The organism is Pseudomonas sp. OG7, assembly GCF_014192825.1.
Taxonomy (GTDB): domain Bacteria; phylum Pseudomonadota; class Gammaproteobacteria; order Pseudomonadales; family Pseudomonadaceae; genus Aquipseudomonas; species Aquipseudomonas monteilii.
Map to the genome: position 1 here is coordinate 656141 of NZ_JACHYK010000002.1, position 20586 is coordinate 676726.

Sequence of the window (20586 nt, forward strand, 5' to 3'; positions counted from 1 at the left end):
GGCGATCAATTCTCATGGCAACCGCCGGTGGCGTAGGTGCGGTACTGCACGCTTTGCTGCTGGCCCTGGGAGTCGAGGTAGTCCATGCGGGTGTTCACCAGGCCGCAGGCGTTGCTCTGGTCATCCTGCACCGACAGCACTTTCTTCACATCCAGGTGGTCACCGTAGCGGTACTGCATGACACCGGCATCGCCCATGGGCGCGGTGCCGGCCTGGGCGGCGATAGCGCCGAAGCTGAGCACGGCGAACAGGCTGGCGCTGGCGAAGGTTTTGACGTTCATGGCATCTCTCCTGAGTAACACTTTGGGTATGGGAAGTTGTGCTTCCCGGTCGAGAGCCATTTCACGCCTGCCAGGTATCCCGTATGTGTCGCCCGAGGCTGTGATGTGCTTCCTGCTGTATCTCTACCAGTGCCAGATACACTGCAATACAAAACCCGGCAGGCAAGCGCGAACGCGCTCGGTACACTGCGCCCATCCCCCTTTACACAGGAACGCTGAGCATGGAACACGTCGATCACATCCTGATCGTCGACGACGACCGCGAGATCCGCGAACTGGTCGGCAACTATCTGAAGAAGAACGGCCTGCGCACCAGCATCGTTGCCGACGGCCGGCAGATGCGCGCTTTTCTGGAAGCCAACAGCGTCGACCTGATCGTGCTCGACATCATGATGCCCGGCGACGACGGGCTGCTGCTGTGCCGCGAGTTGCGCGCCGGCAAGCACCGCAACACCCCGGTATTGATGCTCACCGCACGCAACGACGAAACCGACCGCATCATCGGCCTGGAAATGGGCGCCGACGACTACCTGACCAAACCGTTCTCCGCCCGCGAACTGCTCGCCCGCATCAACGCCGTGCTGCGCCGCACACGCATGCTGCCGCCCAACCTCACCATCAGCGAAAGCAGCCGCCTGCTGGGTTTCGGCCAGTGGCGCCTGGACACCACCGCGCGCCACCTGCTCGACAGCGAAGGCACCCTGGTGGCCCTTAGCGGCGCCGAGTACCGCCTGCTGCGGGTGTTTCTCGACCACCCACAGCGGGTACTCAGCCGCGAACAGCTGCTCAACCTGACCCAAGGCCGCGAGGCCGACATCTTCGACCGCTCCATCGACCTGCTGGTCAGCCGCCTGCGCCAGCGCCTGGGCGACGACGCCCGCGAGCCCAGCTGCATCAAGACCGTGCGCAGCGAGGGCTATGTGTTCTCGTTGCCCGTGCAACTGCTCGAGTCGCCGTCATGAAGTGGCCACGCACCCTGGCATCGCGCCTGGCGCTGATCTTCTTCACCGGCCTGGTGCTGGCGTACAGCCTGTCGTTTGGCTTGCAGGCCTACGAGCGCTACATCAGCAGCCGCTCGATGATGCTCAGCACCCTGGAACAGGATGTGGCGACGTCGGTCGCCATCCTCGACCGCCTGCCCGCAGCCGAACGTGCCGCCTGGCTGCCACGTCTGGAGCGGCGTACCTACCGCTACCGCCTGGACCACGGCCTGACAGGCGAGGCGATGCCCAGCAGCGACCCGCCCATGGCCGCCGAGTCGATCGTGAAGGCCATTGGCAGCGACTACCGCCTGACCTTCCAGGAAATACCCGGGCCGAATGCACACTTCCAGGCGCACCTGAGCCTGGCCGACGGTGCGCCCCTGACCATCGACGTGACCCCATCGCCGGTCCCGGTGGCCCGCTGGTTGCCGGTGGTATTGCTGATTCAGCTGGCCGTGCTGCTGCTTTGCACCTGGCTGGCAGTGCGCCTGGCCATCGGCCCCCTCACCCGGCTGTCCCACGCCGTGGACAACCTCGACCCGGACAAGCCTGGTGTGCAACTGGATGAAAGCGGCCCGCGCGAGGTGAAGTACGCCGCCGTGGCCTTCAACGCCTTGCAGGCACGCATCGCCGCGCACCTCAAGGAGCGCATGCAATTGCTGGCAGCCATTTCTCACGACCTGCAAACGCCGATCACACGTATGAAACTACGCGTTGAAGTGATGGACGATGGGGTCGAGAAAGACAAGCTGTGGAGCGATCTGGGTGAAATGGAGCACCTGGTGCGCGAAGGCGTGGCCTATGCCCGCAGCATGGACACCAGCACCGAAGCACCCTGCCGGGTCAACCTCGATGCCTTTCTTGATAGCCTGGTGTTCGACTACCAAGACAGCGGCGCCCAGGTCGAGCGCCACGGCAGCACTGGAAGCCTGCTGGAAACCCGCCCGCATGCACTGCGCCGGGTGTTGGTGAACCTGGTGGACAACGCCCTCAAGTTTGCCGGCGCCGCCGAACTGGAAGTGTGCCGCGAGGGCGGCACGACCGTAATCCGTGTGCTCGACAACGGGCCGGGGATTCCCGGCGGCGAACTGGACGAAGTGCTCAAGCCGTTCTACCGGGTAGAGGGTTCACGCAATCGCAGCACGGGTGGTACCGGGCTGGGGTTGGCCATTGCCCACCAGTTGATCCAGGCCATGGGGGGCCGGTTGACCTTGAGCAACCGCGAAAGCGGCGGGCTGTGCGCGCAGATAGAACTGACCTGACAGGCCTTCGTGAGAGCGGGGTAGCCTGATACATCCATACAAACCGATACACAACCCCATCGCCCCCGACACACTGCAGATACCCTACCCCCACACACTCCCGGTGACACAATCACACACCGGGAGCCCCTTGATGAAAGCCCTCACCCTGCCCTCCGGCTGGAAGCTGTTCGCCGCACTCGCCGGCCTGACTCTGGCGATGACCACCGTAGCCCTGGCCAGCCAGCCTGACCCTGATGGCCTGCGCAGCGCCATCCGCGCTACCGCACGCAGTTCCTTCGCGCTGTTTCTGCTGGCCTTCCTGGCTTCCTCACTCGTCACCTTGCTACCCGGCGCTGTCAGCCGCCGCGTGCTGCAGGAACGGCGCTACCTGGGACTGGCCTTCGCTTTCTCCCACACCGTGCACGGCCTGTTGATTTACCGCTACGCCCAACAATTCCCCGAACTGTTCTGGGCCGGCCGCACGCTCACCTCCACCTTGCCCGGCAGCGTCGGGTACCTGTTCCTGCTGCTGCTCACCGCCACCTCGTTCAAGGCCCCCATGCGGCTATTGGGCGGCCGCGCCTGGCAAGCCCTGCACAGCACCGGCATGTGGGTACTGGCAGCCGTGTTCTGCCTGTCGTTCTACAAACGCATCCCCATGGGCGGCTGGTACCCGCTGGCGTTCGCCCTGATGTTCAGTGCCATCGCCGTCAAGCTCACCGCCAGGCTGGCGCGCCAACAGCGCCGCAGCGCCCGCGCCCTTTCCTGACTAAACCTGCCTTGGAGTACACACTGACATGACCACTTCGATCCGCACACTGACCACCTTCGACCGCGTCGGCACCTGGACCGCCGACCTGCCGCTGCGGCTGTTCCTGGCCTGGGAATTTTTTGAATCCGGCCTTGAGAAGTTCAATGGCAGCAACTGGTTCGCCGACCTGCAAGGCAGCTTTCCGTTTCCCTTCAACCAGCTGCCCGCCGAGCTGAACTGGCAGTTGTCGATGTGGGCGGAACTGGTGCTGCCGATACTGCTGATACTGGGTTTGGGAACCCGGCTGGCCTCACTGGGCCTGATGGTGGTGACCGTGGTGGCGATAGCCGCGGTGCACTGGCCGGCACACTGGTCGAGCCTGGCTGAACTGGGGCAAGGATATGCGATCACCGACCAGGGCTTTGGCAACTTCAAGTTGCCGCTGATCTACCTGGTGGCGTTGTTGCCACTGCTGCTTAAAGGGGCTGGGCGATTGAGCATTGATCATTGGCTGAGGATGCGGTTCAGCAGGTAATGCCAATGGGGCTGCTTTGCAACCCTTCGCGGCACAAGGCCGCTCCTACAGGGATATGCAATCCCCTGTAGGAGCGGCCTTGTGCCCTCAAACTGTACCAACAATGACACCCTGTTCACGCAACCCCTCCAACAATGCCAGCCCCTGCTGCACATCCCCTCCCAACACCTCCATCCGTGCCCGCCCGGTACCCTGCTCCAGCGCCAGCAACTGATACGCCATCGGCGCCAGGCGCGCAAAGCGCACCGTCAACGCAGCATCGCGATACACCAGCAGCAACGTCGGGGCCTCGGGCGCAACCGTTGGCTGATAATCCACCCCGATGCGCTCCACCGGCCACTCATAAGCCAGCACCCGCGCCACGCAGGACAACAGCGGCGCCCCCTCCAGCAAATCGCCCGCCGGGTCATGGGACGGGTCCTCGGCATCGCTCAAATACAACTGCGCCTCGACCCACTCATAATGCGCCAGTTCCAACTGCCAGGGCGCATCCAGCTCGACGCCTTGCAGATAATCGACAAACGCTTCGGCAATCTCGGTAAACAAGGGCGTCTGACTACGGTAATTGGCATAGAAGTCTCGCACTCGCGCATGCCAACGCTGTTCGCCCAAGGCCTGACGCATCACCGGAAAACTGCCTGCCAGCAAGCCCTCGATAGCGCCATAGAACAACTCGCGGTAAACCTTCAGGCGCCGACCCTCTATGCCCGGTGGCGGTGCATTGCGCTGCGGGTCACGCAAGTGACGGGCCAAGGTGTATTGCTGCTCGCGCAACGTCTCATTCATCACGCGGCCCTCCCGAAGCCAGTTGCACGCTGCGGATACGCGCCGTCTCGGCCAACAGTTCGGCCAGCGGGGGATAGTTGAAATCACGTTCGAGCACGGTCGGCTGCACGCCAAAGCGCGCACAAGCGAGGGTGTACAGCGCCCACACATCTTCCTTCACCGGCGCCCCATGGGTGTCGACCTTGAGGTCCGGTGCTTCATCGTAATGGCCGGCTATGTGCATGCCGGTCACCCGGGCCTGGGGCAAGCCTTCAAGAAAGGCCCGGGCTTCGTAGCCGTGGTTGCAGGCATTGACGAAAACGTTGTTGACGTCCAGCAGCAAATCGCAATCGGCTTCATCGAGTACCGCACGGATAAAATCGAGCTCGCTCATCGCCTGATAAGGCGCGGCGTAGTAGCTGATGTTTTCCACGGCAATACGCCGGCCCAATTGCTCCTGCGCCTGGCGAATGCGCGCGGCCACATGGTGCACGGCTTCGTCGGTGAACGGTATGGGCATCAGGTCGTACAGGTGCCCGTCGTCACTGCAATAGCTCAAGTGCTCACTGTACAGGCGCACCTGGTGGCGATCGAGAAAATGGCGGGTCTGGTCGAGAAAATGAAGGTCGAGTGGCTCACTGCCGCCCAGCGACAACGACAACCCGTGGCAAGTCATGGGAAAACGCTCGGCCAACTGGGCCAGGCCCTTGCCGTAGGCACCGCCAACCGCTATCCAGTTTTCCGGCGCGCATTCAAGGAAGTCTACTGCACCAGCGTCCATCGCCAGCAGTTCCGGCAGCAGGCCACGGCGCAAGCCAAGCCCGGTATTCAACGTCGCAGCACGCATAAAAAAGTCTCCAACAGGCACAACGCCCCGCCTGACCAGCAGGAGGGGCGTTGCGTCAGTTCAAAGGGTAAGGGTCAGGATTTGCCAGCCAGGTGGCTGAACAGCCCCTCGGGCATGGCCTTGCCATTGGCCTGATAGATCGCCTTCAGGTGGTCCGCCGCTTCTTGCTCGGAGATGAAACCGTCATGGTTGGTGTCGATCTTGTCGAAGTCGCCGGCACGGTCCTTGGCCACCGCCAGAAACTCATCCCGCGAGACCTTGCCATCGTGGTTGCTGTCGGTTTTGGCGAACGAGGCATCGCCGCACTTCCCTTCGCCGCATTTGCCTTCGGCCCCGGCCTTGGCGCTGGCACCACACTTGCCCTCACCGCATTTGCCTTCGCCCTGGGTGGCTTTGCCGCTGCCGCCGCACTTGCCTTCGCCACACTTGCCCTCGCCGGCCACCTTGGCCGAAGCCAGTTGGTAACCTTGTGCCAGCGGTTCCACGGCAAACGCACTGCTGGTCAATGCCATACTGCCGATCAGGGCGGCGCCGAGCAGGCCGAGGGTGTTTTTTGCATGAGTCATGATGTAGCTCCACTGTGGTTGGAAAGTGGAGCCATTAGGCCGTTGCGGTTTGTCGTGAGTGTATCGGGCAAGGCGCGCTTTTGTATGGGAATGGGTCTGCAGCGCGGTCAGATACAGTGGGATACACAACACCCGGTAACGGGCCCCAAGCTACCTTGGGGCCATGACGCGTGCTCAGTCTTCCAGCGGCTTGGGCGGGGCCGCCGGTTTGGCTGGCTTGGCCGGTTTGCTGTCCTTGGCCTTGGCCTCCGGCGCTGCGGCCACCGGTTCGGGTGCGGTCACCGCCTTTTCGCTGGCGGGCAATTCATCGACCGCCTTGAAAATCGCCTGCGGGTCGATAGGTTCACCGCTTTCGTCATCCTTGAGCATGTGCCGCTCGCCGTCCTTGCCCACCAGGATCACCTTGGTGCCCTTGCTCGCGCCCAGCTTGAGCTCACGGATCAGGGCCATGGTGGTCTGCTGTTCGAGGTTCTTGTCTTCGCGCTTGCCCATCATGTTGGCGACGCTGTAAAGCACCAGGTTGCGCTCCTTGAAGGCGGCCTGGGTAGCCGGGTCTTCCAGGGCCTTGTTCAGCCCGCGCAGGGTCGGGTCGGCAGTGCTCGGAGCAATCACCACCAATGGCCTGGCCTTGCCCAGTTCCTTGGCTAAAGGCGCATCACTGTCTGCGGCAAACAGGGGGCCGGCAACAGCTAGCAAGGTAGCGAGGGTCAGTGACCGGACGAGCATGCGTATCTCCTTATTGTCTCGATATACCAATGACTACAGATCACGGAGAAAAATCCGACAAGGAGCCTAAACCACTTCACTCAGTAACGGGCCGTGGAAAAGTAACTGTCGATTTCCAAGCTTTCTGAAGCCAAGGCGACAGCGCGGGCAAAGCCACTGTCACCTTGACTGAGCATAGCCCAAAGCCGCTTCGCACAGGGGCAGGCAACCCCTGCATTAAGCCGCCATCAGCGCACATGAATGCCTGGGTCTTCTGGCCCCACTTCCATGGCACGAATCGTCAAGTCCAGCATCAGCCCCCTGCGTGCAGCACGTTGGGCGTCACGAATGGCATCTGCCTGCTCGAGCATCTCACCCTCAGGGAGCGCTTCATCGTCAAGGACCGTTTCAAGCTGCCGCCTGAACGGCCGGTCAACTTCGGCGAACCGGTCAGGATGAGTACGCTCCAGGTGCGCCTGCCAAAATTCACGGTCAACCATCGAGCGGGCGAGCTCATCCCTGGTTTCGGCATCTCGCACTGCCGCTTGCGCCGCCGCCAGGTCCGCCTGGAGAACCCCTGAAATAGCATGGAAGCTCATATCACCAACCTGCAGGGGCAAGTCGAGCGGCTCCCTCAGCCCGACCCTGAAGGCCAACCCGACTTCACTTCCCTCTTGCTCCCTGCCATGTTCGAGTGCCCATCGGGTAGCGAACCTGTCGACCGCATCCTGGCGCCATAAACGTCTTCCCAGGCGAAGCAGAGCGCGTTCGTCTTTTCCTTGAGCGGCATGTTGAACCTGCCACACCAGCAAGTTCAGTTCTATATTGCTCAAGCACCAGGTTGCACCATCCTGGCACCCCCATTCATCATTGGCCACGGACAACAGGTTCTCCCGCAATTCCGGCGTGATGGCCATCGCTTGCAACACCGCCATCACCCGATTACCCATCGCCCGCGCATTGACGCGAAAATCCTCGGACAGCAACAGTTGCCTGAGAACGCGGAAAAACCGCTCGGAGCCCGGCCCTGCATCCAGGGAATCCCAGGCTGCGAGCATCAAGCCACGATGCTCAGGGGCCACCGCATCCCCCCATACTTCCCGCGCGTGCTCCAGCCGCAGCAGCGCTTGCTCCTCGTCGACGACAGGATGCTCGCTCCTCAACGAAGCCTGCAAACGTTGTGTCTGTGCTTCGCCCAAGGGGTTGCCGCTCAGGCGGATCCTTCGCCGACGCCATACGGGTAACTGGTAGTAATGCTCCGGAACCTGCCGGATCCGGTTTTCCCTCAAGTCAACAGCCACCAACTGATCGCGGTCGAAAATGCCCGGGGGAAGCTGCGTAATTTGTGTGTCGCGCAGGCTCAGCCAGCGCAGTTCGGTCAAACCGGCCAACGTGAACCCCCGCCGCAGTGGATTGTGGGACAGGTCGAGGGATTCCAGGCCAGTGCAACAGGCCAGTGTGGCGGTTTGCTGCAGGTTCAGGCCAATGCGGTTGTTGGTAAGGCTCAGGTGCCGTAGCTGCGTGAACTGCAGCAACGGTTGCGGCAGCCGCGTCAGCAGGTTGCCACCCAAGTCAAGGGTTCTGAGGTTAGGGAAGGCCAACAAGAAACTGTCGGGTACTTCCACGAGGTCAAGGTGCAGCAACGACAGGCTGCTCACACCTCTGAAGCTGACCTGCGCCGGCAGGCTGGGCAAACCGCCCGACCTGAAATTGCAAAACATGACATGGAGGTTTTCTTGTGCGTCGATGCGCAGATTGCCGACCCCTACCGACCGTCTCCAGCAATTGAACAGCGTCTGGCGCAAGGCGTCCCGGTCCTCCCGAACATCGCCCTGTTCCTGTGCCACCCAGGTATCCAGCGTGTTGCGAAGCACCCTGAACTCAGTGCTCAGGTCCCTCAGTAGCCCTCTGAGCTGACGCCCTGAACGTCTCACGTCATCGGCCAAGGTGTCAATCTGCTCGTCACTCAACCAAGGGAAGATATCTCGCAATTCCGCCCTCAAGGCATTGCCTCTTGACGCGAAACCGCTCACGCCTGCACCACCCAGCGGGTAACCCAAACGCCCGTCGGCCAAGCGCATCGGCGCTCGAACAGCCCGCGGGCGTACCACGCCTAGCAGACGACTGATCTGGTCACGACGTCGCACCGCCTCGCGCGCAAGCATCACCCGAAGGTTGTGCGAGAACGGATCACCGACCCCCATCATTTCACGCTGCGCCTCGGTATAAGCTGGCGCGATGACTTCGAACAACTCGCCTGCCTCACCGATGGCCCCACCCTGATCATCAAACAGCTGGAACCCGCCGTTCAGGTGCACCAGGTCAAATGCCTGCCCGCCTTGACCGCACTGCGCCAGCATCGGCCCGCCCAGATAGCCCTCATACAAGCGCCAGCGCACACCTTGTTCGCCCCCAGGCAGCTCCTGCAACAGGCCCAAGGCCACCCGTGCCAGGTCCGCATGCTGCGGCGTGTCCAGGTACAAGGCTTCCAGAACCCGCGTCTGGCGGATACCCGACAGGCTGGCCCTGGCCGCTTCGGCCAGATCGAGTGCGACCCTGCCGCTGGTCAACAAGCGCCTGCGATCAACGCCGCTGGCGGCCGTTACCAACGCTTGCGCGGTGCGAGCATCCAGCCCGGGGAAGACCCGGCGCAGCGCTGCGCTCCCGGGGCTGTCGGTGGGTTGCAACGCATCGTACAGGTACTGCAGCAATGTTCGGCGTTGCGTCCACGCCAGCTCAGCCAGTGCCTGATCCGGCAGGCCATTCGCACCTGGCAACCGCCGTGCGTGATCAAGCACGGTCGTATCTTCTACCGGCTCACCGCTGCGCAAGCGGCCAATCATGCCGCGAATGCGCTGGTCGAGCCTGACCCGCTGCACGCTGTCGAGCATGCCCGGGCTGGGCGCCTGGGCATGCACATGCAAGCCTCGCACGTCATCGCCATCGAGCCCATGGAACAGCAGGACCTGATCGATCTCTTCGTCACCCAGCCTGTTGAAGGGCTCGCCCAGGCGACGGAACATGCGATGTCTATCCCTCCACAGGGCCGGTTGTTCATTCCATAACCGCCAGGCACCAGCGCCATTGTGACGCAGCATGGGTCCATGGCCGGCAACGGGGCACAGTTGCCATTGACCGTCGCCAGCCGATTCGGTCACTCGATAATGATGAGCGTCCATCTCGATCCAGGCCTGCCCGTCCAGACGCCGGATGCCCAAGGCATCCCGGCTTGCGGCAGCATCGGGGGCCTGGCATTGAAACGGGGTCAGATCTTGTTGCCAGAGTTTGACGGTGCCATCCTCCAGCCGAGCCGGAAACATGGCATCGACCTGCGTGGAGCGCGCCCAAAGCCGTCGGGCCACACCAACCCCCGCCGCTGTGGCCGCAAGCACGGCAAGGTCGGTGGCAACATGGGTCAAATGGTCGAGTGCCTCTCGGCGATCTCCCTCATGCCAGGCTTCAAAACCATGATAAACCTCGCCCAACAGCTCCCAGGCCGTCACAGCAAGAAGCGGCAGGCCAAGGCCCGGCACAAAGAAACTGGCCAGATTGAGCAGCGCCCACCCCTCGGCGGCCAGGCGCTGGTCATGCTGGCGCTGCACCTCACGGTCCAGCCTGGCCACAGGCACCGCGATCATCGCCGCATCCTCCTTGATCTGGCGAATACGTGCCTGTGCCAGACCGTTGAACAACGGTTGCGAATAACCCTGCAAATGCGGTTCGAGATCGCGAAACGCCCAGTCCGCCAGGTCATCGAACAGCGCCGAAACCTGGGCAAAGAAAGCCTGGCTGTCACGTCGTAGCACGAAGCGGCTGAAAAAACGCTGGTAGGCTTTGTCTCGCAGGCGACGACCCAACTCGCGGTTCAGCTTGTCGATGCTCTCGAATGCGCGCCAAGGCGACACAGGGTCACCTGGCACGTAGAGCAACACACGGCGCGAGGTGTTGAAAAGGACACCCTGGTCAATCACCTCGAGCACGATCACCTGCTCAATCCGGCAACCCAGCAACTTCAGTTGCCTGGCCTCCACAAGGTCACCCGCCAGGCGCAGCAGCTTGCCATCCTCGCACATAGCCACCACCAACTTGAGCTCGCTGTCATCCAGCGTCCCTTCCTGCCTGGCTTTGTAGGCGTCTACCAACATGGCGTGGCGGCTGGCATCTACAAGGCAGGACTCCACGCGCCTTGCATCACCTGCGGGCTTTAGAATGGAATCCAGATGACGTTGATAACCCTCACCCAAATCCAGCTCGCGGCAAAGCGCGGCAAGCTCGATGCACGTGGGCGGTACAAGCCTGCCCTGGCGCGGAACCAGCAGCCGATTACCGCGCGGCTGGCCACCTGCCTGGGCCTGCTCGGCAGTGAAGTTGCGCAGTGCCACCTCAAGCAGCGGCTTTTCTTCATAGACCACCTCGGTGAGGTGCGCGCCTACCGGCTGGCTGTTGATCACAGGCTCGCGACGGCCTTCCAGAAACTTGAACGAGCGAGCATTGCCGCCAAGCCCGTAACGTTCGTCAAGGGCCTTGTCCAGGCCCGTCGCAACAAAGCTGTCGATACCTTCGATACCCCGCAGCAGCGCATTGACTTGCTCACGGCTGCGAAGGCTGTTCGCCAATGCCTTGCGGACCTCAGGCAGTTGCCCTGGGGGTATCTGACGCAACCAGAGCGGCAGGCGCTTGCTGATGATGCTGTCCTGGAACGCATCGATGGCTGCCTGTGCGCTTGATGGCGGAGTAGTGTCCATTGCTCGAGGCCTCTTCATGAAAAGAGGCCAGACTAGGGAGCAGGCTCGGCACCGGGTACTAGATAGCTAACGCCTGCGCTCAGAACAGCTGTAACTGGCGGCCAGTCAGCGTGGCGAAATCATCGCCAACGAACGGCAAAATGGCATCGGCTACCGGCTGCAACTGCCGGCTGAGGTAGTGCTCGTAATCGATCGGCGATTGAAGGTTTTCCATCGGCTCGGGACCGGCGGTAGTGATGACGTAACTGATCCAGCCGCCGCGCTGGTACTGGCGAGGGCGACCGAGCCGGCTGTTGTATTCATCGGCCTGGCGCGCAGCACGTACATGGGGTGGCACGTTGCGCTGGTAATCGGCCAACGGACGACGCAGGCGCTTGCGGTACACCAGCAGGTTGTCGAGCTCGCCCGCCAAGGTCTGCTGCACATAATTGCGCACATAGTCGCGATACGGCTGGCCGCGAAAGATCCGCCCGTACAGTTCCTGTTGAAACTGCTGCGCCAGTGGTGACCAGTCGGTGCGCACCGACTCCAGGCCCTTGTAAACCACATCCTCGCTGCCGTCGGCGCGCTGCACCATCCCGGCATAACGCTTCTTGCTACCCTCGTCGGTCCCACGGATGGTCGGCATCAGAAAACGCCGGTAATGCACTTCGAACTGCAATTCCAGTGCGCTTTCCAGGTTCATCTGCTGGCGCAGGTGCTCGCGCCACCACTGATTGACGTGGGCGACCAGTTCTCGGCCGATCTGCGCCGCACCCGCTTCACCATGGGCACCCTTGAGCCAGACGAAGGTAGAGTCGGTATCACCATAGATGACCTCATAGCCCTTGGCCTCGATCAACGCCCGGGTCTGGCGCATGATCTGGTGACCGCGCAGGGTGATCGACGATGCCAGGCGGGGGTCGAAGAAACGGCAACCGCTAGAGCCCAGCACGCCGTAAAAGGCATTCATGATGATCTTCAGCGCCTGCGACAGCGGTGCGTTGCCTTCACGCTTGGCCGCCTCCCGCCCTTGCCAGACGCGCTCGACGATGGCCGGCAAGCAATGCTGGCTGCGCGAGAAACGCCCACCCCGGAAGCCTTCTACCGAGTGCTCATCATCGGGCAAGCGCAGGCCCTCGACCAGCCCTACCGGGTCGATCAGGAAGGTCCGGATGATCGACGGGTAGAGGCTCTTGTAGTCCAGCACCAGCACCGAGTCGTAAAGGCCTGGGCGCGAATCCATCACGAAACCGCCGGGGCTGGCTTCCTCAGGGCGGCTGCCCAGGCTGGGGGCGACGAAGCCCAGGCGGTGCATCTGCGGGATATACAGGTGGCAGAAGGCGGCCACCGAACCCCCACTGCGGTCTACCGCCAACCCAGTGACAGAAGCGCGCTCCAGCAGGAACTCGAGCAGGCGGGTATGGGCGAAGATGCGCGTGACCAGCTCGCAATCCTTGAGGTTGTAGCGTGCCAGTGCGGGTTTGTCTTCGGCGAAACGGCGGTTGATTTCGTCCATGCGCTGGTAGGGGGTGTCGATGGCCTTGCCTTCACCGAGCAAGGTCTGCGCGACATTCTCCAGGCTGAACGACGTAAAGCTCCAGGTTGCCGAGCGCAGCGCCTCGATGCCGTCGATCAACAGCCGCCCCGGCGCGTCGGCGAAGGCATGGCCGCCACTGGCGTGGCTGCGCAAGGTCATGGGGGCGCCGTTGCGGCCCAGGGCCAGCGGCACCTGCATCAGCTTGGCGTGCTCGTGCAAAAGGCGTAGGTCGAACTGGATCAGGTTCCAGCCGATGATTGCATCCGGGTCGTGCTCCGCCATCCACTGGTTGAGGCACACGAGCAACCCGGCACGGTCATCGCAATAGTGCAGGTCGAAGTCGAGGCCCTCAGGGTCGCCGTTGGCCGGGCCAAGCATGTAGACCTGACGCTGGCCGCAGCCTTCCAGGGCAATGCTGTACAGCTCGCCACGTTCACTGGTTTCGATATCCAGCGACACCAGGCGCAGCGGTGGGCGATAGCCCGGCAGGGGCTTGAGCTGGGCATCGCAAATCACGCCCTGGTCATCGGGTTGCCCGGTGAACTGCACCGGCGCGGTGACGAAGCGCTCCATCAGGTAGCGTTCGGGTGGGCGGATATCCGCTTCGAACACCTCGATGCCTGCCGTGCGCAGCCGTTGCTCCAGCTGCATCAGTTGCCGGTGCTGCCGGCAATAAAGGCCCATGACCGGGCGCTGGTCGAAATCCTTTAACTGCAAGGGCCGCAGTTCGGCGCCCGGCTCGTTCGCCAGCAACACCTGCGCGTGCGCCGCTTGCGCTTGCGGGATGAACGCCACCGAAACCTGGGGTGCCAGACGTAGCAGCCGTGGCCCCTGATCGGTGGCCAGCCAAAGTTCCACGCAGGTGCCTTCTGGCGTGTCATGCCAATGCCGGGTCAGGACAAAGCCCTGCTGCAACTCCACTGCCTCACCCTCTGCCGAAAAGGATGATTCTACGCTAGCGTGCCCCCGCCACGAAGCCGCTTCTGCGCGCGGCCCAGGCCAACAACCAGGCCACCGCGATCAGCGCGAGCACCACACCACCAAACCCCTCCACCCCTGCCCCGGCCAGTAACAACCCGCCAATGATGCCGCCCAGGGCAATGGCGCTGTTCCACACCGTCACCAGCATCGATTGCGCCACGTCGCCCCCTTCGCCCGCCGCGTCTGCACAGGCCGTCTGCAGCAAGGTCGGCGCGCCGCCGTAGGTCACCCCCCACAAAGCGATACTCAGGTACATCAGCCAGGACGACGCTTGCCCCAAGGCCAGCGTAGCCAGGGCAAAGCCCGCCAGGCTCAAGAGCACCAGCGTGCGCAGATGCCGGTCGACCAGCAGGCCCACCAAACCAATCCCGGCCAGGGCCGACAGGCCGAACACCATCAGCACAGGGCCAATGTCCGCTGCCATGCCGGCCGCCGCCAGCAGTGGCACGATATAGGTGTAGAGAATGTTGTGGCCAAGGATCCAGCTGAGGATCACCAGCAGCACAAGCAACACCCCCGGCGTGCGCAGCACCTGCATGGCGGCCGGGCGCTTGCCAGCGGCCTGTCCGGGGTAGTCCGGCACTGAACGCACCACCCACACCACCAGCAGCAATGCCACTAGGGTGACCACCATGAACGTAGCACGCCAGCCCAACCCCGCACCCAGCCAGGTCGCGATCGGCAAGCCGAGCGACAGGGCAATCGGCTGGCCGAGCATGGCCAGTGCCATGGCCCGCCCCTGCTGCGCCACCGGCACCATGCGCCGGGCGTGGCCGGCTATCAGCCCCCAGGCCAGGCCGGCGGCCGCGCCGGTGAAAAAGCGCAGTACCAGGGTCAGGCTGTTGGAGTCCGACAGGGCCGTCAGCCCGTTGAACAACACAAAACCGACGATGGCCAGCAACAGCGCCCGGCGCCGATACCAGCCCTGAGTCAGGGTTACCAGCGGGATGGCGGTGAGTAATGAGCCCAAGGCATACGCCGTGACCCATTGCCCGGCCATGGCTTGGCTGATGTGCATGCCGTCGGCGATCTGGTCGAGCAAACCGGCCGGCAGGGTTTCACTGAGGATGGCGATGAAGCCGGTCATGGCCAGCGCCAACAGCCCGCTGAGCGGCAAGCGTTCGCTGCTGGCGGACAGCAACGGTGCGGAGGATGTCTGGGACATTGCAGAAGCCTTGAGTAGGAAACGAGGCGAACAGTCTGCAAGGCAAGGCCATTACGGAAAAAGACGGTTACAATGCCGTTCACCCCGGACATCCACGTCCGCAATCAGGAACGCAGCATGGATAGCCTCAGCGGTTTCGTGGTCTTCAATCGGGTGGCCGAAACCCGCAGCTTCGTCGCCGCGGGCCAGTCTTTGGGGATCAGTGCCTCGGCTGTGGGCAAGCGCGTAGCGCGCCTGGAAAGCCGCCTGGGCGTACGCCTGTTCCACCGCAACACCCGCAGCATCACCCTCACCGCCGAGGGCACGCTGTTCCTCGAGCGTAGCCGGCGCATCCTCGCCGAAATAGAGGCCACCGAGCAGGAACTGTCGCAAGCCAGCGAAACCCCACGCGGGCGCCTGCGGGTGAGCATGCCGCAGGTCACCGGGCTGGTAATGCCGGCGCTGGCCGAGTTCATGGCGCTGTACCCGCAAGTGGAGCTGGACCTGGACTTTTCCGACCGCATGGTAGATATCATCGGCGAAGGTTTCGATGTGGTGATGCGCGGTGGGCAGCCGGTGGATTCACGGCTCAATGCCAAGTTCCTGGGGTATTTCCAGCACCGGCTGGTGGCTTCGCCCGGCTACCTGCGCGAACGCGGCACGCCCGTGCACCCGCGCGACCTGGCGGCGCACACCTGCCTGCATTACCGCTTCCCCAGCAACGGCAAGCTGGAAACCTGGCCGCTGCGCCAGGAGCACCCCGAACACGCCTATGACATCCCCATCTCGATGGTGTGCAACCACGTCGAGACACGCGTCTGCTTCGCTTTGAACCACCGCGGCATCACTTGCCTGCCGGACTTCACCGTGGGCCGTGAGCTGGGCAATGGCTCACTGGTGAGCGTGCTCGACGACTTCATGGAGCGGCGCGGCAGCTTCTACCTGCTGTGGCCGTCCGGGCGGCAGATGCCGCCGAAATTGCGGGTGTTCATCGACTTCATGCTCGAACGGGTGTTCAACCGTACAGGTAGTTGATGTCCTTGTAGGCCAGCGGTGGCACCTGGCCGAGCAGGAAGTCACGCAGCTTGTGCATTTGCCGCGCCTTGGGGCTGGCCTTGAGCCAGGTCATGTAGTAGCCGTCGCCGGTGGCCACGGCGTGCTTGAACGGTGTGACCAGGCGCCCGGCCGCCAGGTCGGCGCTGGCCAGCACCAGGTCGACCACCGAAATACCCAGGCCTTGCTGGGCGGCCGAAATGCCCTGGTCGAGGGTATCGAACACTTGCCCCTGATCGATGCTGATATCCAGCGCGTCCATGCGCGCCAGCCAGCGCCGCCAGTCACGGCGGTCCGGGGACGGGTGCAGGAATTCGCATTGGGTCAGGTCGGCCAGGGCCGGCTGCGCTTGCGCCATGTAATCCGGGTGGCACACCGGGATCAACCATTCATCGAACAGCTTGAAGCTCTCGATATCGGCGGGGAAACGCCCGTTGGCCAGGAGAATGGCACAGTCGTAGGGCTCGGAATAGAAGTCCACGCTGTCGATGTCCATCCACACGCTGGACAACTGCACGCTGCAGTTGTCCTCGTGCTTCTTGAAGGCATCCAGTGCCCGCAGCAGCCAGCGCACCGTGAGCGTGGACGGGGCCTTCAGGCGCAAGCCATAGCGGTCCTGGCGCAGCAATGCGCAGGCATTTTCGATGATCTTGAAGCCCACTTTCAGCTCTTGCGCCAGCAGGCGACCGTGCTCGGTCAGGCTGAGCTTGGGGCCACGGCGTTCGAACAGGTCGCAGCCGAACATGGCCTCCAGGGTCTTGATGTGATGGCTGACCGCGCCTTGGGTCAAGGCGAGCTCTTCCGCAGCGCGGGTAAAGGAGCCATAGCGAGAGGCCACCTCGAAGGCACGCAGGGCGTGCAAGGCCTGAATCCGTTCCGACATGGCGACGTCCCGAGCATGAGTAAGACTAATAGTAGGTCATAGTTCCACGCGTTTTACAACGTCAAGAGCGTCTCGGAAAATGCAGGTAAATAATAAACATAACCAAGATCCTGCCTGCATGTGGCTTGAACGCTCACTAAATTTACGCCTGGGGAAATCATGTTTACAGGATATGGAAATTGCTATCGCCTGGATGCGCTAGAGCTAGCCGATGAACATGTCTGGAACACGCAGCACTGGACTTACAAGACCATAGAGCATTTTCGCAGTATTCTCGCCAACCCCAACTTCCCCTGCCTGTTCGGCCGCAAGGCGGTCAACGGCGAAACCTGCCATATTCTTTTCGCGCGCGCCGAGCAGCTCGCCGATGACATCGCCCAAGGCCTGGCCGACTACGTACGCACCGTCACACCGATCAAACCCAAACAGCGCATCGGCAGCCCCCTGGTGGTGTTTCTCGAAACGGCAGCGGGCAGCACCCTGGCCGAACAGCAGGCGCTGGCCTGGAAAGTGTTGCGTGGCGTACATGCGCGCGACCCACACCCGTGGCCGCAAGGCATTCCCACCGACCCCGACGACACCGCCTGGTCGTTCTGCTATGCCGGTATGCCCCTGTTCATCAACATGAATTTCCCCGGCCACCAGCAAATGAAAAGCCGCAACCTGGGGCTGCACATCACCTTCGTCATTAACCCCCGGGAAAACTTCGACGAAGTGGCCAACGCCAATACCGAGAGCGGCAAGAAAATCCGCGAGCGCATTCGCGAGCGCGTGCACCACTACAACGACGGTGTCGTACCTGACACCCTCGGCTTCTTCGGCGATGCCGACAACTACGAGTGGAAGCAGTACCAACTTCAGGAGGCGGGGTCGCTCAACCCGTCGCGCTGCCCGTTCCACGTCCATGCCGCACACCCGGCGGCAACCGACATACTGATCGAGAACTGACCGTGAATACCGCACTTACCGCCACCTATGCCCTCACTGTCCTGCTGCTGATCGCTACCCCCGGCCCGGTGGTGGCACTGATCGTCAACACTGCGGCCGCCTCCGGTTCGCGCAAGGCCATATTTACCGCCGTCGGCACCAACTGGGCGTCACTGGTGCTGATCGGTGCAGCGGCCTGGATCATTCTCACCAGCGCCGCCATCGACAAGGCCTGGCTCAGCACCATGAGCCTGCTGGGCTGCCTTTTCATCGGCTACATCGCGGTGGGCACGTTGAGGGAAGCCCTGAATGCGCCTGCGCCGGAAACGGCGAGCGAAGCCCCCAAGGCCGGGCGTGGCGGGCTGCTGCAAGGGTTCATGGTGGGTATTTCCAACCCGAAAGACATCATTTTCTTCATCGCCTTCTTCCCGCAGTTCATCCAGATCACCGAATCGTTCGGCAAAAGCATGGTGGTCCTGTCGCTGCTGTGGGTGGCCATCGATTTTGCCGTGCTCAGCCTGTACATCTTCGCCATCGGCAAGATCGCCTCGCAGCGGAGCAACCGCATGATAAGCCTGGCTTCCGGGGTGGCCCTGCTGCTGATCGCCGCCGGTGGCCTGCTGTACAACCTCAAGGAACTGGCGGCCTGAACGTGAAGCGCAACACTCGGCGCAACCGAAGGAGCGACCATGACCGCGACTGACATGCGCGCATCTCCTTCGCCGTTGCAGCAGGACTACCAACGCTTTCTGCTGCTGGGCAGCCGGCGTGCCCCGCTCACCGTGCATGTGCACGAAAGTGGCTACCGGTCTGGCACCATCAATACCGATGCGCTCGGCCTGCGCTACAGCCATTGCGCCGGCAAGCGCTTTTCCGCAGCCGAGCGCGGTGGTGCTTCGCGTATCAACCTGCTGGTCGGCGGCTCCACCGCCCTGGGTATCGGCGCCAGCTCCGACGAGCACACGGTGGCCTCACACCTGTCGATGCTCACCGGCGAAGTCTGGCTGAGCCTGGCCGGCTGCGGCCTCAACGCCAGCCAGGAGCTGCTGATGTTCCTGACCCACCAGCACCGCCTTGGCCAGCTCGGCCACGTGGTGGTGCTCAGCGGCCTCAACAGCCTGGCCCACGAAGCCCTCAGTGAAGTCCTCGCCACCCTCAACGGCCCGCAGCACGCCAAGGCCTACCAGGACTTTCTCAACAGTTTCAGCGAAGGCATGCAGCCCGCCGCACCACCCCGTCGGCAGTCGTTGTGGCGGCGTATCCGCCAGGCGTTGGCCACCCCTGCGGTCGCCGCCCCGGTCAGCTGGCCGCTGTCGCCCCCGGAAAAGCGCCTGGCCCGTGCTGCCGATAATATTGGCCGTACCTTGCGCCAGTGGGACCGGCTGCTGGCAGACAGCCACGCCACCCTCACCTTCATTCTGCAGCCGTTGCTGCCCTGGTGCCGGGATACCCTGCCTGCCGGCGAACAGGCCATGCTGACCGCCCTGCAGCAAAAACCGGCGAACTTCGACCGGCTGCTGGAGGGTGCATTCGACAGCCAGTTGCATTCGGCGTTTTTCCGCCGCATCAAGAGCCAGGCCGACCCTGTGCCTTGCTACGACATGAACTGCATGCTCAACAGCTCACCTGTGTTCGGTGCCGACCTGTTCATCGACCGCCTGCACCTGAACGATCTGGGCAACAATGCCCTGGCCAAGGTTATCACCGCCAAACTCGGTCTGGCCCAGGAAAAACACGCCCTGCGCAAGGTCACGCCGATCAAGCTCCTCTGACAGTTGCCGGGTGGTCTTCCGGCCGCTCGCCTGGGTGGCTAGAATACATCGTCGTTCCGATTTGCCCGAGGCGCACGCTTGACCGCCATGAACATCGAAGCCGTCCATCCTTGCCAGGCCGCCCATGGGGCTGGCCTATGAACCGCATGCGACGCCTGCCCCCGCTGTTGATCGCCCTGATGCCACTGGCTGCGCACGCGCTGGAGGTGCGCATCGACCCTCATGCCGACCTGCTCTACCGCCAGGCCCTGCCGTTGCTGGAGCAGGCCGACAACCAGGGCGACGATGCCAATACACTGCGCACAGCCGTTGGCGGCGACCCCGAGCTCAGCCGTCAGGGTCAGGCCCTGGCCCATACCTTGCCGACAGCGGTTGCCCTGCTGAAAAAATCGGTCGAGCTGGGCCACCCGGTCGCGCAGTACCGCCTGGCGCTGTACTACATGACGTATCTGCCCGTCGCGCAAATTCCGGATGCTGCCTGCCCGTTACTCGTGGCCAGCCTCCAGCAGGGTTTCGCCGCACCCGCGCCGGCCATCGCCACCTGGTGCCGGCCCTATAACGTCAGCAACGAGTATCGCGCAGCGCTGGAAGCCATTCCCAGCATGGCCACCGTGTACGCCCCCTACTACCCGCAACCGGCCACCCGCCTGATCTGCAACCGCAGCCGGCCACAAGGCCTGGACATGCTGTGGGGGCGCCAGCGTGACTACCAGGCCGAAGTGTACCGCCTGCTCGGCGACCTCGACCCGCAGCACCGCCTGACCCTGCTGCAGAAGGCCGTGGACATCAATGGCTGCGTGACGGCGCAGCAGCATCTGACCCGCCATCCGTAGTCCCCACCCACAAGGACTCACGTCGACCAGCAAGATCGTTCAAGCCATGCCC

Annotated in this window: 18 protein-coding genes; 9 read left to right on the forward strand and 9 right to left on the reverse strand. The window is 63.0% G+C overall.

The window, feature by feature from the left end:
- Nucleotides 1–5 precede the first annotated feature (5 nt).
- Complete coding sequence (locus tag FHW75_RS07420; RefSeq protein WP_019098416.1) at nt 6–281, reverse strand: DUF2790 domain-containing protein; 276 nt, start codon at nt 279–281, stop codon at nt 6–8.
- 221 nt (nt 282–502) lie between these two features.
- On the opposite strand from FHW75_RS07420, the gene FHW75_RS07425 reads away from it, so the two are divergent.
- From FHW75_RS07425 to FHW75_RS07440, 4 genes are all read left to right on the forward strand, one after another.
- Nucleotides 503–1243: a response regulator gene (locus tag FHW75_RS07425; protein WP_003250463.1), complete on the forward strand. Its 741-nt coding sequence runs from the start codon at nt 503–505 to the stop codon at nt 1241–1243.
- Nucleotides 1240–2526: a HAMP domain-containing sensor histidine kinase gene (locus FHW75_RS07430; RefSeq protein WP_019098415.1), complete on the forward strand. Its 1287-nt coding sequence runs from the start codon at nt 1240–1242 to the stop codon at nt 2524–2526. The genes FHW75_RS07425 and FHW75_RS07430 overlap by 4 nt, the downstream gene beginning before the upstream one ends.
- Before the next feature lie 133 nt (nt 2527–2659).
- Complete coding sequence (locus FHW75_RS07435) at nt 2660–3277, forward strand: ferric reductase-like transmembrane domain-containing protein (RefSeq protein ID WP_183673432.1); 618 nt, start codon at nt 2660–2662, stop codon at nt 3275–3277.
- A gap of 28 nt (nt 3278–3305) precedes the next feature.
- Nucleotides 3306–3794, forward strand: a complete 489-nt coding sequence (locus tag FHW75_RS07440; protein ID WP_019098413.1) for a DoxX family protein — start codon at nt 3306–3308, stop codon at nt 3792–3794.
- An 87-nt stretch (nt 3795–3881) separates the two neighbouring features.
- Here the strand turns inward: FHW75_RS07440 and FHW75_RS07445 are convergent, their stop codons facing one another.
- The 7 genes from FHW75_RS07445 to FHW75_RS07475 form a co-directional block, all read right to left on the reverse strand.
- On the reverse strand, nt 3882–4580 hold the full coding sequence (locus FHW75_RS07445; protein WP_019098412.1) for a DUF2063 domain-containing protein: 699 nt from the start codon (nt 4578–4580) through the stop codon (nt 3882–3884).
- Nucleotides 4573–5406, reverse strand: coding sequence for a DUF692 domain-containing protein (locus FHW75_RS07450; protein ID WP_025754374.1), 834 nt, complete (start codon nt 5404–5406; stop codon nt 4573–4575). The genes FHW75_RS07445 and FHW75_RS07450 overlap by 8 nt, the downstream gene beginning before the upstream one ends.
- 74 nt (nt 5407–5480) lie before the next feature.
- Nucleotides 5481–5972: a hypothetical protein gene (locus FHW75_RS07455; RefSeq protein ID WP_019098410.1), complete on the reverse strand. Its 492-nt coding sequence runs from the start codon at nt 5970–5972 to the stop codon at nt 5481–5483.
- A gap of 174 nt (nt 5973–6146) precedes the next feature.
- Nucleotides 6147–6698, reverse strand: a complete 552-nt coding sequence (locus FHW75_RS07460) for a DUF4174 domain-containing protein (RefSeq protein ID WP_019098409.1) — start codon at nt 6696–6698, stop codon at nt 6147–6149.
- A 227-nt stretch (nt 6699–6925) separates the two neighbouring features.
- Nucleotides 6926–11422 (reverse strand): NEL-type E3 ubiquitin ligase domain-containing protein, encoded by a 4497-nt coding sequence (locus FHW75_RS07465; RefSeq protein WP_183673434.1) that lies wholly within the window; start codon nt 11420–11422, stop codon nt 6926–6928.
- 79 nt (nt 11423–11501) lie between these two features.
- On the reverse strand, nt 11502–13862 hold the full coding sequence (locus FHW75_RS07470; protein WP_161751683.1) for a DNA polymerase II: 2361 nt from the start codon (nt 13860–13862) through the stop codon (nt 11502–11504).
- 34 nt (nt 13863–13896) lie between these two features.
- A complete protein-coding gene (locus tag FHW75_RS07475; protein WP_025754377.1) occupies nt 13897–15087 on the reverse strand; it encodes an MFS transporter in 1191 nt (396 codons plus the stop codon).
- Nucleotides 15088–15204: 117 nt separating this feature from the next.
- On the opposite strand from FHW75_RS07475, the gene FHW75_RS07480 reads away from it, so the two are divergent.
- Entirely contained in the window at nt 15205–16101 is an 897-nt protein-coding gene (locus FHW75_RS07480; protein WP_027615725.1) for a LysR family transcriptional regulator, read from the forward strand.
- Here FHW75_RS07480 and FHW75_RS07485 read toward each other — a convergent pair.
- Complete coding sequence (locus tag FHW75_RS07485) at nt 16082–17002, reverse strand: LysR substrate-binding domain-containing protein (RefSeq protein WP_025754379.1); 921 nt, start codon at nt 17000–17002, stop codon at nt 16082–16084. The genes FHW75_RS07480 and FHW75_RS07485 overlap by 20 nt on opposite strands.
- Before the next feature lie 159 nt (nt 17003–17161).
- Between FHW75_RS07485 and FHW75_RS07490 the strand changes: the two genes are divergently transcribed.
- The 4 genes from FHW75_RS07490 (at nt 17162) to FHW75_RS07505 (ending at nt 20534) form a co-directional block, all read left to right on the forward strand.
- A complete protein-coding gene (locus tag FHW75_RS07490) occupies nt 17162–17950 on the forward strand; it encodes a YqcI/YcgG family protein (RefSeq protein ID WP_025754380.1) in 789 nt (262 codons plus the stop codon).
- 2 nt (nt 17951–17952) lie between these two features.
- Nucleotides 17953–18579: a LysE family translocator gene (locus FHW75_RS07495; protein WP_019099674.1), complete on the forward strand. Its 627-nt coding sequence runs from the start codon at nt 17953–17955 to the stop codon at nt 18577–18579.
- A 39-nt stretch (nt 18580–18618) separates the two neighbouring features.
- Nucleotides 18619–19701, forward strand: a complete 1083-nt coding sequence (locus FHW75_RS07500; RefSeq protein ID WP_019099675.1) for a hypothetical protein — start codon at nt 18619–18621, stop codon at nt 19699–19701.
- 137 nt (nt 19702–19838) lie between these two features.
- Nucleotides 19839–20534: a sel1 repeat family protein gene (locus tag FHW75_RS07505; RefSeq protein WP_019099676.1), complete on the forward strand. Its 696-nt coding sequence runs from the start codon at nt 19839–19841 to the stop codon at nt 20532–20534.
- Nucleotides 20535–20586: the final 52 nt, after the last annotated feature.

Coding starts and splice junctions, on each gene's coding strand:
- FHW75_RS07490 (WP_025754380.1), top strand. CDS start 17,162: ATGTTTACAGGATATGGAAATTGCTATCGCCTGGATGCGCTAGAGCTA.
- FHW75_RS07475 (WP_025754377.1), bottom strand. CDS start 15,087: ATGTCCCAGACATCCTCCGCACCGTTGCTGTCCGCCAGCAGCGAACGC.
- FHW75_RS07420 (WP_019098416.1), bottom strand. CDS start 281: ATGAACGTCAAAACCTTCGCCAGCGCCAGCCTGTTCGCCGTGCTCAGC.
- FHW75_RS07485 (WP_025754379.1), bottom strand. CDS start 17,002: ATGTCGGAACGGATTCAGGCCTTGCACGCCCTGCGTGCCTTCGAGGTG.
- FHW75_RS07450 (WP_025754374.1), bottom strand. CDS start 5,406: ATGCGTGCTGCGACGTTGAATACCGGGCTTGGCTTGCGCCGTGGCCTG.
- FHW75_RS07435 (WP_183673432.1), top strand. CDS start 2,660: ATGAAAGCCCTCACCCTGCCCTCCGGCTGGAAGCTGTTCGCCGCACTC.
- FHW75_RS07480 (WP_027615725.1), top strand. CDS start 15,205: ATGGATAGCCTCAGCGGTTTCGTGGTCTTCAATCGGGTGGCCGAAACC.
- FHW75_RS07440 (WP_019098413.1), top strand. CDS start 3,306: ATGACCACTTCGATCCGCACACTGACCACCTTCGACCGCGTCGGCACC.
- FHW75_RS07465 (WP_183673434.1), bottom strand. CDS start 11,422: ATGGACACTACTCCGCCATCAAGCGCACAGGCAGCCATCGATGCGTTC.
- FHW75_RS07425 (WP_003250463.1), top strand. CDS start 503: ATGGAACACGTCGATCACATCCTGATCGTCGACGACGACCGCGAGATC.
- FHW75_RS07455 (WP_019098410.1), bottom strand. CDS start 5,972: ATGACTCATGCAAAAAACACCCTCGGCCTGCTCGGCGCCGCCCTGATC.
- FHW75_RS07445 (WP_019098412.1), bottom strand. CDS start 4,580: ATGAATGAGACGTTGCGCGAGCAGCAATACACCTTGGCCCGTCACTTG.
- FHW75_RS07430 (WP_019098415.1), top strand. CDS start 1,240: ATGAAGTGGCCACGCACCCTGGCATCGCGCCTGGCGCTGATCTTCTTC.
- FHW75_RS07500 (WP_019099675.1), top strand. CDS start 18,619: ATGACCGCGACTGACATGCGCGCATCTCCTTCGCCGTTGCAGCAGGAC.
- FHW75_RS07460 (WP_019098409.1), bottom strand. CDS start 6,698: ATGCTCGTCCGGTCACTGACCCTCGCTACCTTGCTAGCTGTTGCCGGC.
- FHW75_RS07505 (WP_019099676.1), top strand. CDS start 19,839: ATGAACCGCATGCGACGCCTGCCCCCGCTGTTGATCGCCCTGATGCCA.